17 protein-coding genes are annotated in these 13,478 nt (G+C 29.9%); 15 read left to right on the top strand and 2 right to left on the bottom strand.

Going from position 1 to position 13,478, the window contains the following annotated elements; all coding sequences use genetic code 11:
* The coding region (tnpA, locus tag BUB33_RS13435; protein ID WP_143154902.1) for an IS66 family insertion sequence element accessory protein TnpA at positions 1 to 257 on the bottom strand (257 nt) is incomplete at its 3' end.
* Positions 258 to 497: 240 nt separating this feature from the next.
* Positions 498 to 848 (bottom strand): hypothetical protein, encoded by a 351-nt coding sequence (locus BUB33_RS13430; protein WP_072977285.1) that lies wholly within the window; start codon positions 846 to 848, stop codon positions 498 to 500.
* A 384-nt stretch (positions 849 to 1,232) separates the two neighbouring features.
* Between BUB33_RS13430 and BUB33_RS13425 the strand changes: the two genes are divergently transcribed.
* The 15 genes from BUB33_RS13425 to BUB33_RS13345 all read left to right on the top strand — a co-directional run bounded on the left by BUB33_RS13425 (position 1,233) and on the right by BUB33_RS13345 (position 13,455).
* Positions 1,233 to 1,568 (top strand): hypothetical protein, encoded by a 336-nt coding sequence (locus BUB33_RS13425; protein WP_072977282.1) that lies wholly within the window; start codon positions 1,233 to 1,235, stop codon positions 1,566 to 1,568.
* 71 nt (positions 1,569 to 1,639) lie between these two features.
* Entirely contained in the window at positions 1,640 to 2,284 is a 645-nt protein-coding gene (locus tag BUB33_RS13420) for a hypothetical protein (protein ID WP_115322183.1), read from the top strand.
* 363 nt (positions 2,285 to 2,647) lie between these two features.
* Entirely contained in the window at positions 2,648 to 2,884 is a 237-nt protein-coding gene (locus tag BUB33_RS13415) for a hypothetical protein (protein ID WP_072977279.1), read from the top strand.
* A 98-nt stretch (positions 2,885 to 2,982) separates the two neighbouring features.
* Complete coding sequence (locus BUB33_RS13410; RefSeq protein WP_072977278.1) at positions 2,983 to 3,906, top strand: stalk domain-containing protein; 924 nt, start codon at positions 2,983 to 2,985, stop codon at positions 3,904 to 3,906.
* A 396-nt stretch (positions 3,907 to 4,302) separates the two neighbouring features.
* The gene (locus BUB33_RS13405) at positions 4,303 to 6,030 is read left to right on the top strand and encodes an ABC transporter ATP-binding protein (protein WP_072977277.1); all 1,728 of its coding nucleotides are present in this window, start codon (positions 4,303 to 4,305) and stop codon (positions 6,028 to 6,030) included.
* Positions 6,031 to 6,357: 327 nt separating this feature from the next.
* The gene (locus BUB33_RS13400) at positions 6,358 to 6,642 is read left to right on the top strand and encodes a hypothetical protein (protein WP_072977275.1); all 285 of its coding nucleotides are present in this window, start codon (positions 6,358 to 6,360) and stop codon (positions 6,640 to 6,642) included.
* A gap of 896 nt (positions 6,643 to 7,538) precedes the next feature.
* Complete coding sequence (locus BUB33_RS13395) at positions 7,539 to 8,084, top strand: hypothetical protein (protein ID WP_234950062.1); 546 nt, start codon at positions 7,539 to 7,541, stop codon at positions 8,082 to 8,084.
* Positions 8,085 to 8,204: 120 nt separating this feature from the next.
* On the top strand, positions 8,205 to 9,419 hold the full coding sequence (locus tag BUB33_RS16665) for an antirestriction protein ArdA (RefSeq protein ID WP_234950061.1): 1,215 nt from the start codon (positions 8,205 to 8,207) through the stop codon (positions 9,417 to 9,419).
* The gene (locus tag BUB33_RS13375; RefSeq protein WP_233242616.1) at positions 9,412 to 9,684 is read left to right on the top strand and encodes a DUF4314 domain-containing protein; all 273 of its coding nucleotides are present in this window, start codon (positions 9,412 to 9,414) and stop codon (positions 9,682 to 9,684) included. The genes BUB33_RS16665 and BUB33_RS13375 overlap by 8 nt, the downstream gene beginning before the upstream one ends.
* Positions 9,681 to 10,613 carry a hypothetical protein gene (locus tag BUB33_RS13370; RefSeq protein ID WP_072977272.1) on the top strand — a complete coding sequence of 311 codons (933 nt, stop codon included), beginning with the start codon at positions 9,681 to 9,683 and terminating at the stop codon, positions 10,611 to 10,613. Before BUB33_RS13375 ends, BUB33_RS13370 begins: the two co-directional genes overlap by 4 nt.
* Before the next feature lie 72 nt (positions 10,614 to 10,685).
* Entirely contained in the window at positions 10,686 to 10,973 is a 288-nt protein-coding gene (locus BUB33_RS13365; protein WP_072977270.1) for a hypothetical protein, read from the top strand.
* A gap of 128 nt (positions 10,974 to 11,101) precedes the next feature.
* Positions 11,102 to 11,440, top strand: coding sequence for an HTH domain-containing protein (locus BUB33_RS13360; protein WP_072977268.1), 339 nt, complete (start codon positions 11,102 to 11,104; stop codon positions 11,438 to 11,440).
* Positions 11,441 to 11,458: 18 nt separating this feature from the next.
* Positions 11,459 to 12,286, top strand: a complete 828-nt coding sequence (locus BUB33_RS13355; protein WP_072977265.1) for a DNA adenine methylase — start codon at positions 11,459 to 11,461, stop codon at positions 12,284 to 12,286.
* 25 nt (positions 12,287 to 12,311) lie between these two features.
* Positions 12,312 to 12,812, top strand: a complete 501-nt coding sequence (locus BUB33_RS13350) for a hypothetical protein (protein WP_084725463.1) — start codon at positions 12,312 to 12,314, stop codon at positions 12,810 to 12,812.
* A gap of 91 nt (positions 12,813 to 12,903) precedes the next feature.
* Complete coding sequence (locus BUB33_RS13345; protein WP_072977263.1) at positions 12,904 to 13,455, top strand: YodL domain-containing protein; 552 nt, start codon at positions 12,904 to 12,906, stop codon at positions 13,453 to 13,455.
* Positions 13,456 to 13,478: the final 23 nt, after the last annotated feature.

The raw sequence follows: 13,478 nt of genomic DNA, 5'->3' as shown, positions 1-13,478 counted from the left end.
GCGCAAGTACCTTGGTTATTAGATTTAAATTCAGCCATGCTTGGTTTTACTTCAATAAATTGGGTTTGTCCTGTAACTGCTAATGTCCCAGCTTTTATTAGTGCTTCTTCTCTAATGATTCTTTGCCAGTAGTAGAATTTGCCATGTGACATATTATGTCTTCTACACCATTCTCTAATTGATAAACCACTTTCACTTTGTTCTCTGATCAGCTCTTGCCACTGGGCTTTATTTATTTCATGCTTCGATGTTTTCATAGTTGTCAAATCATCATCTCCCTACTGTTCTAATGTTGACAAAGTGTGTTGGCAACATTAGGACTACTTTGTAGAGATATTATCTCATGGTTTTTGACACTTTTAAATCCATGAGATTATTGTACGCTTACAGTATAACTATCCGTTCCATTTTTAATATTATATTAGACTTTAACCTTGTTAGCAATCTCTACTTTAATAGAATTTTAGCTTAAATATGTCTTAGGAAACAAAGGCTGATTAATTTTCTACAATGGTTTCTTGCTCAAAAAGAATCCACTTTCCATTTATTTTAACGATAACATTATTTTCATAATAAGCATATTCAGAGCCCTCACATCCGAAATTGCTTTGAGCATTTTTAGCAGGCAACTCTGAACCATCAACCGATGAAATAATAGTTCCTATAATATCTACATTATCTGTATCAACAAAAATTTCAGTGTTAGTATCCATGTAAATGGAGTCATCAATCATTACCATAGGTCGCTTATCCCATTTTAAGTCTTCTTGTGTAGGTTTTTTAGAATATCCTGTAACCATAACAAACAAATATGCTAAGAATAAAAGAACAGCTAACATTTTTTTCATTACATCCCTCCTAAAAATTCTATGATATAGAGTATCAGTTTAGGAATATTTTATAGATTATTGTTGCATAAAATTATAAATTTAATGTATCAAGTCGCTTAGACCGTGACGCCTTAGCTAAGAAAAATAATCCGCACAAACATTATATTTAATTGTAGCAAAATTAATGCGAAGATTCTATTCCATTTGAGAAAAAGTTTCCTCACAACCGATCATTTCATAAAGGGAGGTAATACCCATGTCCATTCTGATGTACAAGCAGCCTATTCCCAAGGGATAGGGAGGAAAGAAGGTATAGCATAGGAAAAAAAGGAAAAGAAGGAAAAGAAGTAGAATATAGGGGTAGGAAATATATTTCTCTGAAAGAATTGGTGAGAGAGTTTGATGTGCTCTGTTTACACTGGAAACTATACAGAAATGTCGCCAAATGTAGTTCAATATGTTGGCGCAGAAACAACCATTACTCCACAGTGGCAGAACACTAATGATGTAAAGCTTGACTTGTATTTTATAAATGGTAAAGTAGAATGTGTAGGTATAATTAATGGGATATCTGGTACTTCAAGCATATCTGCAAAAGTTACAAGAAATGGAGATAGAAACAGTCAATACTTCGGTAGAAGGGAAGTATCAAATTATGAAATAAAATCTAAAAGATATATATTAAAGAATTATTATAGAGGGGGTAGGTTTAAGCTATTTTCAATAAAAAGTTTATAACTGCCGTAGATAAATTATCATTAGGGATAGTAGTATTAGTACTTTTTGCTCTTGTGGGTTGTTCTCAAAAAGTGAATAAACCAAATAAAACTCAAATAAAAGAAAATTCCATAGAATCGATACCAAATAGAGAAGCTTTTTTTGAACCGCCAAAGAACTCAGTAGCAGAAATATTAAGTGATTTGGCTAATCAAAAATTTTTAATTAAAGAAGATCAAATTAGTGATTATGATTACGAAACCATTGTGAACTTTGGGAAAGCTTTTGTAAATCTTTATACTGGAGCTGTTGCAGAACAAGAAAGAGTATCATTTGAAAATTATATCTCAAATGAAAACTTACTTAAATTTGTAAATAAGATGTTAGAATTGGAGCAAAAGAAGGAGTTAAAGGGTGGAAATGGTGTGATTTTCGGTTTGGAAAATGAATTTAATGAATTAGAGTTCAGTATTCTTAATGAAAATCTTTGCTACTTAAACTTATATTTTTCTAACCAAGGATCTGGAATGAGTTGCAAAATGCTAGTTCAATCTTTAAAAAAGTCATTAAAAATTGTTGATTTATATTTTGGGAACAAGGATGGTATAGATACCATTGTAACGGGTCACCATAAGGTTAGAAAACTTGATAATCCAGAGTTATGGGACGACCAAGAATGGATTAATGGTGTTTTTGAAAAACTTGAAAAATACGAATATGAACTTTTAAATAAGTAAAAAAATGAGCAATACTATTAAATATCTTTAGAACCATATTACTAGACAAGATACAGAACAATTAATCTCAAAATCAATTAGTTGATACATGTGGAGATTCATATATTTTTCAAAATTTCACATATGATATTAACGAAGAGAAAATTGTAGGGACTGATAGGCTTGTAAACATTGACGAGCTGGAAGGGAAGGATAATGATAGATGACTTTTGATAATGGCTATAAAGCCGTTGAGGAAGTGATTAGCCAGAAGACATAAGCTGTAAATGGGTTCACCATTCTAATGGTTCTATTATAGGAGCTTTTAAATATATAAATTGGTTTAGAACAGGATACAATAATAATGGTGGAATAGCTCCATATATGTTTGATAAGGGTTACTTTTACGAAGAAAGTAGCTGGACTAAAGCATTTGCAGGCTCAATAATATATAATACAAGTAAGAGTCATGTTGGATTAGTTACTGATGAGGATGAATCAAGTGTTTCCTACACTGATCACTCTGATGTGAAAAATCTGGCAGAGAAATACTTCTTCAAACATCCAATGACCCTGCTTTTAAAAAATTTAAGTTCTATTTACCATGTAGCAGAATACTGAAATAATAAGGAAATTGGAATAATACCCAAGGAAACCAAGTAACTTAATATTATGGATTGCTTTTTAAATGATAGACAAAATAATTGGAGGTAGTATTTATGAAAAAAGTTGTTGCATGCTTAATTATGACAATTTTAATTCTTAGTATAAATGTCAGTCTTGTAAACGCTTCGTATGTAGAAAAAGGGAATCCTACAGCAACATACGCAGATAGAATTATTTTACCAAATGGCAATGAAGTTGATTTGAACGAATATTCTACGCTCTTATTTTTGAACGGAACCATAATAACTGATTATGAAATAATTATTAGAAGTGACAAGGCATTGGTACCTGTAAGGTTAATCGCTCAGGAATTAGGTGCTTCTGTGGATTGGAACGGGAGTAATAGGTTAGTTAACATTACAAAATCTCAAAACGAGATTGTTCTGACGATTGATAGCAATGTTGCTTCTGTCAACGGGATAGAAATTGATTTAGATTATCCAGCGATAATATATAAAGACTTAACGTATGTGCCGTTAAGATTCGTTGCAGAAAACTTAGATGCTACGGTGCATTATTCCCCAAGAATATCTCCTGAGTTCACATACTACTATGATACACAGATACCAGTATCTCATGTCGACACCATAGTTAGAAATTTTGCAAATGTCATAATTGATGAAAAATATGATTTTAGAGATTCAATAACATCAGAAGAAGCTATGAAAAAAACACAGGAAATATGTCTTAAAAGGCTGGAAAACTTTTCAAAAACTCTGAGGGAAAATCTTGTGAATTTAAATGAAAACCCTAATCAACTTGACGATGATTTTAAAAGTATACAAAAGGAAATAGATAGAATGATGTATATTGGTGAGGTATCAAGATTTTATAAATTCACTATAGGTCCTTATGATATTTTGTTTGACAGAATTAACCATAAAATATTTTTCGTGATATACTCATCCAGCACAACCGTTAAGGAAGTTAAGATTAACGATTCTGGCTTATATTTGCCAATTTTTATTGTAGGTTAATATATATTTTAGGCAAGACAAATAGCTTTTTTGATCTTACATTTTGTAGTAGTATTTAAGGCACCTTAGCTAAATATACCAATAAACGGAAACAGATATTGGTATATCACCATACTCAAAAATACGCAATAAATAGCATCTATATTATATTTAGTATTGGAAAAAATTGGAGAATTACAAAAAGGAATATTTGATGATTTTATCAAAACAACTTATAAAATACAATCTTGAAATGCTAGTAAGACCAAAATATTTAAAGAAAATTAGTATTTATTCAATATCACAAATTTATAAGTAAAATTGAAATTTTAAACTTGTTAAAATAAATATTGATGTAGAATATTATGATAATTAAAGCATTTGTGGATTTTATTTAAAGTTAGGGGATAACTTAATATGAAAAAGTATATATATAAATACAAGGGTTTGCTGGTAGTTAATATAATATTGTTATTTATAATAACATTAATGGATATTCTGTTAGCAGCAGGATTAAAGATAATTGTAGATACCGGAGTAAATAAGAATTTAGGTAATTTTAATGAAATTTTAATTTATTCCGTTATATTTGTGATATTTTCTTTTTTAGTAAATTATTTATCGGATATCATGAAGGCAAAGTATATACAGAAAACTTTTTTGAATTTCAAGGGAGATTTATTTAAAAGACTCATAGAAAAAAACATAATGGATTTCAGAGAAAACAATATATCATACTACATATCAATGTTTACAAATGATCTGACAATGTTGGAGCAGGATTATTTTAGTACTGTTTTGGATATGGTATATCAGAGTTTTAGATTTGTTTTGGCAACCATAGCCGTAGTGATTATGAGTCCTTATTTATTGGTGATTGTAATAGTAGTTGGCATTTTACCCATTATAATACCTAATCTGTTCGGCAAAAAGGTTTCCCTGTACAGAAAAGATTTTTCCGATTCTTTAAGTAAATTTACTGCATCCATGAAGGAATATTTGAGTGGCTATGAAGTTATAAAAAGTTTTAATATAGAAGATAAGATTAAAGAAGAATATAAGAATTCCAATAAAGAAGTTGAAATGACTAAATACAGGTTTAAAGTTTTTAGTTCTCTTGTAACCAATTTATCATCAATATCGGGATTTATGATGTTTTTGGTAGTAATTATATTTGGAACATATATGGTTATAAAAGGAAAGTTAACAGTAGGATCGATGATGGCTTCTGTTCAGTTAATGAATTATATAGTAAATCCTTTAAGGGTTTTTTCAGAAGACATTAATAAAATAAAATCAATAAAACAAATCAGTAATAAGTTTAAAGATTTATTATCTTCTAATGCAGACAAAGGAAAAGGAATCGAAAAAGACGTATTGTGTGATGAAATTAAATTCAAGAATGTTAGTTTTACCTATAATGAAGACAAAGATATTCTCAAGAATATTAGTTTTTCTGTTAAAAAAGGAGAGAAATATGCCATAGTAGGACCTAGCGGAAGCGGGAAAAGTACAATTCTAAAGTTGCTTTTAGGATATTTTGAGGAATTCAAAGGAGAAATCACTATAGACGGAACGGACATAAGGCATATAAGACCTGATTCTTTATATGAAATGGTTTCTGTAATACAGCAGGAAGTGTTTATATTTGATTCCAACGTAAAAAATAATATAGTTTTATTTAAAGATTATTCCGATGAGCATATAAATGATATTATTGAAAAGTCAGGATTGAGTTTGTTTGTCAATTCTTTAAACAACGGATTGGATACAAAAGTAGGAGAAAGCGGTTGTAATTTATCCGGAGGAGAAAGGCAGAGGCTTGCAATAGCAAGGGCTTTAATCAAAGGTACCCCAATTTTGGTATTAGATGAAGCCACTTCATCATTGGACAATGAAACTACATATAAAATAGAAAAATCTTTAATAGACATTGATGAGCTTACTACTTTAGTAGTAACTCATAAACTTATAAAAAATATACTGGAAAAATATGACGGTATAATTGTAATAAAAGACGGAGAAATCAAAGAAATAGGGACATTTGACGATCTTATGGACAGGAAGAAATATTTCTATAGTTTGTATACTATTGAAGGGGAAAGTACATATGGTGTAGGAATAAAAGAAGTATCTAATGATTAAAGGCATTGAATTATTATAGTGTCTAAAAACATAAATAAACTGAGAAAAGACATTAGCGTGTTATTATAAATTTGGAGTTCAACTAAGAAAATTATAGTTTCAATTTATAGGGAAGTTTTCTATCATAGTTATTTTTAAATTATAATTTAGCATATTTAAGCGTTAATTTTTATAATTATGAGAATCTGCGTTAAATAACATATCTAAGTGACATCTTTATTAGTAAATGGTTAAGTTTGGTTGCTATTATGGTAGGTGAATTATATACTATAAATGAACATTAGTAGATTTACGCGACATAAATAAAAATATAATGGAGGTGTAATTATGTCGATAATATTAGGGGTTATTGCTATAGTAGCAACTTTTATAAATCTTTATATGTATAAAGCGGGAAAGGATTATAAACTTGTTATGGCAATAGGATTATCATTTACAGCATTAACACTTTGTTCAGAATACAGTCTTGTATCTGGGTGGGTAAAAGTGAAAGATTGGTCGGCTTTATTAGATGTAGTACCTGGTATGGAAATGACGTTATGGGTTTTGACGATTATATCTATTGTACTTAATATAACACCTATACTTTTAGAACTAAAAAATAAAGAATAATTTCTTTTATAATGATGTATTCTTTATATTATGCGCAACTGACAATTTAAAAATAATGCTTATAGAGATTTAAAATACAAATCGTAAGTGTATTAGAATATAAAAATTCCAATACATTTATTTTTATATAAATTTAAAAAAAACTTAATAATAAAATATGAATGGCGAAGTTTTAGGGGAATTAAGACCAAGTAAACTTCACCATTTTTTATGCCTAAAAACAGAAAGAGAGTCTAGCAGTAATATGTCAAGACATAAATAGTTAAAAATTGAAGGAAATATGTATGGTATTGCTAAAAAAGACCGTGCTTTAATAAGACTTTAGAAAGCTACAAATTTTTGAAGGCGTTAAAGAAACCTACTACCTATTAGTAGGTGGTATATAACTTAGTAGTGAGTAAAACAATGGAAGTAATTTTCTTGCAGTAAGTGCGAAGGTACGTTTGTGTTGATGTTTCGGGAGTTATTTAAATTTGGAGTGATAGTAACGCTTGAATTCGGTATCATGTATGTATAACTTATCCAAGATTTCCAAGAAATAATATTTTATGTATTTGTTGCTTGAAGGAATTAATTTTGTATTGAGATCTTGATAATCTCCAGGTTGATATTGGGTCCATATATGCAAGACCAATATCAGGAATACTATTTAAAAAGTTCAAACAGGAATGAGTAGAATTTTCCTTAATGGTTTTTTACCATCATTAAACCATAGGCATTGTTACTGATGTATACAAAGAAATAAAAAAAGAGACAATCTTATTTATGTATGGTACATCACTAGAAGGAATACAGAACTAGTGCATGTAGTTCCAAATTTCCAATCAAGGAGAAGTGGTATAGTCATTAACAATTATGTTAATTGTAAGGAAGGTGGGAAAGACTGCAATTTCAATATGATTAATATTAGTAATATATGCAATGATTGTGGTGGATACATTCATTCTGATATCCTGTTCAATGTGGATAGATGTAGATATAAAGATTTAGTAAAAGAATGTTTTGGAAAAATAAAAGACTATTCTTTAAAAGATAGACTAAAGCTTCTAACAAATAACTTCAAAGGGGAAATATTTATAAATCATAAGCATAAAGAAAGATTCTATAATGAATTTAATAAACAAGATCTTAATATCTATGGTGTATCTCCTAGATACATTGCTATTCTTTTTCTCCTAACTGTAGATGAAAACCTATGGAGAAATTCAGAAACAATACTAAAGATTAATAAGTTTGACCTTAAACAAATCTGTCTAAAAGAAATAGATACTGAAGCTTATGCCCTATATCAAACTGCAAGAACCATATCAACTGGGAAGGAGTTTATTAAAATTAGTGAACTTGCAGATAAAGAATTAATCAATGATATGACCTTTAAAGCAATTATTAACTCTGCCTTAATCAATAGATATGGTGCAGAGTTATTTTTAATTACTAAATAGAATGGAGGATTGAAATTGAATATTACAATTAAAAAATCAAATGATAATAAAAGGAAAACCATATGGTTTCCTATGGAGGAAGTAGAATTATAGGAGATATGCAATGATTTAGGAATAGAAATGACTACAGAACCAAATTGCTATGTGGAAAACAGTAGGGATGAAAGATTTTTAAATATACTAGCTGATAAAAATGCTAATATAGATGAACTAAATTATTTAATGAAAAGATTTGATAGCTTTACTACAAGGGAAATAGAAAAGTTCTATGCAATAGCCTTTGCAGAAGAACCTAAATCCATGGCAGAATTAATAAATCTTAGTTTTAATTTGCACTGTTATAGCTTAATAAACAACTTTAATGATTTTAATAAGCTAGGGAAGGATTTATATCTAACCGAAAAAATGGCAGTAGCAGCTGAAGAATTAGAAAAACTGGATACATTAAATAAAGTCTCAGATAAATTTATGGAAATGGATGGAGATGTAGAATATTTTGAAAGACTTATGGACCATATAAATCATTTAACTATAGATGAGTTCCTCTTATTAGCTGATTCTATGTATGAATTTGAACTCTTTGATGGCATTAAGGATGTTGAAAGCTATGGCAGATATATGATTTCAGAATCAGGTCATTTTGAATATGATGATAATTTGGAGGAATACATTGACTTTAAAAGATATGGCCAAATAAAAATGGCAAATGAGTTGGGTGCATTTTCTGACAAGGGATATATTGTCTACCATGGCTATAATCAAAAGCTTTCAAATATCCTATCAGAAAATCTTGGAATAGAAATTCCTAAAACAAAGGAGCAGAAAACAATGAAGTTATATATGCCCTTAACTGTTAGAACCTATGAGGTTGAAAATGACTATGGCTTTAGTGAAAGCTTAAATGAACCATTGGAGCTAGGAAATTATGAAATAGCCAGCTATATTGATGAAATCCTTGATGCTATAGAAAGGGATAGGTTACCTGATGAAATTCATAGGGGTCTTATGCATTACTACAATGAACACGACAGTGTAAATGGAAAGGTAGAAAAATATGAATTCTCTGTTGAAATGGTAGGAGATGAGTTGCTGGGAGTAGCAATACTTACATTAAATGATGACTTAACTATGCAGGAGCTTGAGAAAATCAAAGGCAATATAACAGGTCAGGCTTCAGACGGCTGGGGAGAAGGCTTCGAACAAAGAGAAATAAAAACAGATATAGGAGATATTTATATTAGCTTTTGGAACAGCGGCAAGGATTGGTTTATAAAATCAGCTGAAGAAATGGGAATAACTGAAAATCAAATAATGGGAGGGATAAAATTTGAATAATAGAAATCAAGTAGAAAGAATTAAAAATATGTACCCTATAGGGACAAGAATAGAATTACTTTCAGCAATGGATGACATCCAAGGTATTGATAAAGGTATTAAAGGTACAGTAATAGGAGTAGATGATATTGGTACCATACACATGAAATGGGATAATGGAAGAAGTCTTGGTCTTATTCCTGGAGAAGATAGTTTTAAAGTATTATCCAGACCGCAAGAAAAAACTCAGGAACAATCACAAGGCATGGGTGGTATGACTCTATGAAGAACTTAGAAGAACTATTAGAAAACCTTGAAAAGAATCAAGAAGAGTTAAAATTCCTTAATAATAGATTTAAAGAGATGTCAGTAAAAGAAAGATATATCCTAGAAGGAGCAGTTGAACTTAATGAAATAAACAGTGCAGCTGATTTAATTAATCTTACAGAACAATTATATAAATTTGACTATTACCACAAAGTTAATGATGAAAAGTCTCTAGGAGAATATGTAGCAAGGTATAAAGAAAATGCAAGTGATGAAGTTTTAAAGTTTATTAAAACAGAAAAGCTAGGCAGAGAATATCATGAAGATTTTCAAGGAGTATTTACAGATAAAGGATATATAATTCAAAGGGGCATCATTAAACAAATCTATGATGGTATAAATGCAGATGAATTATCAACTGGAGAACCTGATGAATTGACATTAGTTTTAGAAACCCTTGGTATAGAAAATATAAATGAAGCCAGATTAGAAGATGCTAAATGTATATTTCCAAATATTAAAGATTTAAAAGAACAATATAAAACCATAGAAGAATTAATTATAGATGGAAATAACTTAGGATATTTATTAGATGAGGCCTGTGATGATAAGGATTTTTTTCTAGAACACTTTAAATCAGCAATGGAATTAGAGAATTGCACAAGACTTGATTATGCTTTAGATATTTCACAAAATCTAGACTGTTATGATTATCTGCCAAAGACTGCTAATCTTGAAAAATATGGAAGATTTGCAGCAGATAGAGATAAAATTGTCAAAGAAGGGACAATACTTGGAGATAATTTTGATTATGTAAAATATGCTAAAGCTCATATTGAAAAGAAAGAATTAGTACCTTGCAAATATGGATTTATTAAAAGAAATGAAGAAAAATTTCATTATCAATTCAGCAAAGAACCATCTGATATAAGTTTATCAATGGAGTAAAAAATAACAGATTTTATAATCGATATCTCCTAAGACTTGTGGTATATTGTGTCCTTGAAGGAGGGGAAAGAGATGGAAGAGTATAAGGAGATATTAGAGGATGCATTAGTAGAAAGATTAGAATTGGCATATTTTAAATTAATTGAGACAAATAAAGAAGTAAAGGAGGCAGTAGAAAGTGTAAAAATATTAAGTAAGGGATTATATGAAAACAAAGATATTTCAATGGAAGTAAAAAGGAAAATAGAAGATTGCAGAGACATATCCAATTTTATAGAAAGGGAATTACAAGAGTTTATTTATATCGAAGGGATAAAAGACTCAATTAAGTTGTTAAAAGCTCTTGGAATATTAGTGTAGCACGGTAGGAAAGAAGACCGTGTTTTTTAATACCTAAAAACAGTTAAGGCCGATTGATTACTGTAATTTACAGTTAAACAATCGGCCTTTTTTATTTTTACAAATATTGATAAAGGGAGGAGTTGGAGGTGGGAAATGAATTTCTCAAATATTTAAAAGAATACCATGTAGGAAAAGAAAAGGCAGTATCCAGTGCATATCTTGAAAACAAACTTTCCATCAGCAGCAGAAATATAAGGAAAATAGTTAATCAATTAAGAAATGATGGTGTTCCAATTTGCAGTGATGAAAATGGTTACTATTATGCAGGAGATACAGATGAGGTTTTAAATAGCATATATCAAATGACCAGCAGAATCAAAGAGATTGCAAGAGCAAAGAATGGATTGGTAAAATCACTGAAGAGATTTCCAGACAACAGCGGTCAGTTAATCCTTCAAATAGGTTGTAGCGAAGAAGAGAGGTGAAGGAATATAAATAGCTTTATGAGTTGGATAGGCGGAAAGAAGGCACTTAGGGAATTAATAGTGTCATCATTTCCCCTTTACTATGAAAGATATATAGAAGTATTTGGAGGTGGAGGCTGGGTACTATTCCATAAGCCACCTGGTAATGATTTTGAAGTATATAACGATTTTAATGGACTTTTAACCAATCTATATCGTTGTGTCAGAGAGAAACCAGAGGAATTAATAGAAGCCTTATACTTCGTATTAAACTCTAGAGAGGATTTTGACAGAGTAAAAGATACACTTGCAATAGATAGTCCTGAAAGTGAAGTAATAAAAGCATCATATTTTTATCAGCTTATTCGATATAGCTATGCATCAGGGCTTACTAGCTTTGGAAGTCAGCCTCATGATATGTGGAGTAATTTTCCTCTAATTGAGCAGGCACACAGAAGACTTAGTAAGGTTGTAATTGAAAATAAAGATTTTGAAAATCTGATAGGGCAATATGATAGGCCTGTCAGTTTTTTCTATTTAGATCCTCCATATTACGAAACAGAAAAATATTATAAAAATATTGGAGAAAATGGGTTTCAGGAAAAGGATCATATAAGACTTAGAGATAAATTAATGAGTATTGAAGGAAAGTTTCTCCTTTCCTATAATGATTGCGATTTTATTAGGGATTTATATAATGGTGCAAATATTCAGATTGAAAGCTTTACCCGCATCAATAATATTAAACAACGTTATGATAATGGTGCTCAGTTCTCAGAAATCCTCATAGCCAATTACGATATGGAGGAAAGGAAAAATAGCAACCCATCACAGATTAATTTGTTTGAAATAGAAAGCGGAATATAAAAACAGAAAAAGGAGAAAAGACAATATGAAAATTATTAAAGAAAGTTCCAATAAGAACATCATAATACCTTTAGAAGTTTTAAAGGAATCAAAGATTTTAGATAGCAGAGATTTAGAATTAAAAACTGTAGAAAATGGATTTGTAGTATTGAAAGGAACAATGAATGCAATGGAATTAATTAAATTAGCTGAAGGATTAAAAAATCTATCAGAAGATTTAATTACTCATTTAGCAGGTGCCTACGGCAGATGTGATGATTGTTCTTATTGTAAGGAATATGATGAATTTGATGAAATCATAGTACCTGAATATTTGTTAGAAGAGGCAGGTATCCCAACAGATGCAAAGCTTTGTGCTTATACAGAAGAAGATAGCGGTGAAATTGTAGTTATAGAGTCTGATCATAATTATGATTTGGCTGATGTTCCTCAGTTTGTTATAGATATTTTTGAAATATCAGGAGTTTGTATCAGAGAATTAGAGGAAAATTTGATAATGGAAAATATCGTATATGGAGATGAATAGGTTTTAAATTAATAAAATTTTATTGATTAAGATTATAAAAGGGATAAAATCAAGCTATTTTTATTAATTAACAAAAGAATGGAGGTGCAATATGAAGGGGATTCAGCTGAAAAATAGCTGTATTTTTTATTATGGAAATCCTGCAGGTTATGTAGAAGATGAAAGGGCAGTCATAGATTCGATATTTAAAAGTGAAGAATTAGAAAGCTGGCTAAATCAAAGAAAACTTATGACCATATGGAGGGATGGAATCTTTGAAAGATTGTCAAAGGGTGTTGATATTAATAGTGAAGAAGTTATAGTGTTAAAAAATTGCCGTATATGGCAGCTAAAAACAGATGTAAGCCCTGACAGAAAGTTTATAGGATATGAAGAACTTATAAAAAACTTTGGGGAAGCAGATAAGGATAATTACAAAATCGTCTATGATGGAGAAATTGAAACCAATGACTTGGAAGAGATTTATACAAAATTTAACCTTGATCATCCCCAAGGGTTTGATGGTTATTCTCTATCTATATCTGATGTAGTTGAACTTTATGATAGGACAGGCAGTGAATATTATTATGTAGACAGATTTGGCTTTAAGGAAATTGACTTTGAATTAGAAGAACAAAATCAAGATATGAAAATGAGTTTATAAATAAATTTTAGGAGGAAAAGTAT

Origin of the sequence: Tissierella praeacuta DSM 18095, assembly GCF_900128955.1 — a bacterium.
In the GTDB taxonomy this organism is placed as follows: domain Bacteria; phylum Bacillota; class Clostridia; order Tissierellales; family Tissierellaceae; genus Tissierella; species Tissierella praeacuta.
Note: the sequence above shows the minus strand (reverse complement) of the source record. Positions and strands in the feature narration are given on the sequence as shown.

What these genes read in the sequence shown, in the direction of transcription:
- BUB33_RS13430 (WP_072977285.1), bottom strand. Translation starts at nt 848, where the DNA reads ATGAAAAAAATGTTAGCTGTTCTTTTATTCTTAGCATATTTGTTTGTT.
- BUB33_RS13425 (WP_072977282.1), top strand. Translation starts at nt 1,233, where the DNA reads ATGTGCTCTGTTTACACTGGAAACTATACAGAAATGTCGCCAAATGTA.
- BUB33_RS13415 (WP_072977279.1), top strand. Translation starts at nt 2,648, where the DNA reads ATGTTTGATAAGGGTTACTTTTACGAAGAAAGTAGCTGGACTAAAGCA.
- BUB33_RS13410 (WP_072977278.1), top strand. Translation starts at nt 2,983, where the DNA reads ATGAAAAAAGTTGTTGCATGCTTAATTATGACAATTTTAATTCTTAGT.
- BUB33_RS13405 (WP_072977277.1), top strand. Translation starts at nt 4,303, where the DNA reads ATGAAAAAGTATATATATAAATACAAGGGTTTGCTGGTAGTTAATATA.
- BUB33_RS13400 (WP_072977275.1), top strand. Translation starts at nt 6,358, where the DNA reads ATGTCGATAATATTAGGGGTTATTGCTATAGTAGCAACTTTTATAAAT.
- BUB33_RS13395 (WP_234950062.1), top strand. Translation starts at nt 7,539, where the DNA reads ATGATTAATATTAGTAATATATGCAATGATTGTGGTGGATACATTCAT.
- BUB33_RS16665 (WP_234950061.1), top strand. Translation starts at nt 8,205, where the DNA reads ATGACTACAGAACCAAATTGCTATGTGGAAAACAGTAGGGATGAAAGA.
- BUB33_RS13370 (WP_072977272.1), top strand. Translation starts at nt 9,681, where the DNA reads ATGAAGAACTTAGAAGAACTATTAGAAAACCTTGAAAAGAATCAAGAA.
- BUB33_RS13365 (WP_072977270.1), top strand. Translation starts at nt 10,686, where the DNA reads ATGGAAGAGTATAAGGAGATATTAGAGGATGCATTAGTAGAAAGATTA.
- BUB33_RS13355 (WP_072977265.1), top strand. Translation starts at nt 11,459, where the DNA reads ATGAGTTGGATAGGCGGAAAGAAGGCACTTAGGGAATTAATAGTGTCA.
- BUB33_RS13350 (WP_084725463.1), top strand. Translation starts at nt 12,312, where the DNA reads ATGAAAATTATTAAAGAAAGTTCCAATAAGAACATCATAATACCTTTA.
- BUB33_RS13345 (WP_072977263.1), top strand. Translation starts at nt 12,904, where the DNA reads ATGAAGGGGATTCAGCTGAAAAATAGCTGTATTTTTTATTATGGAAAT.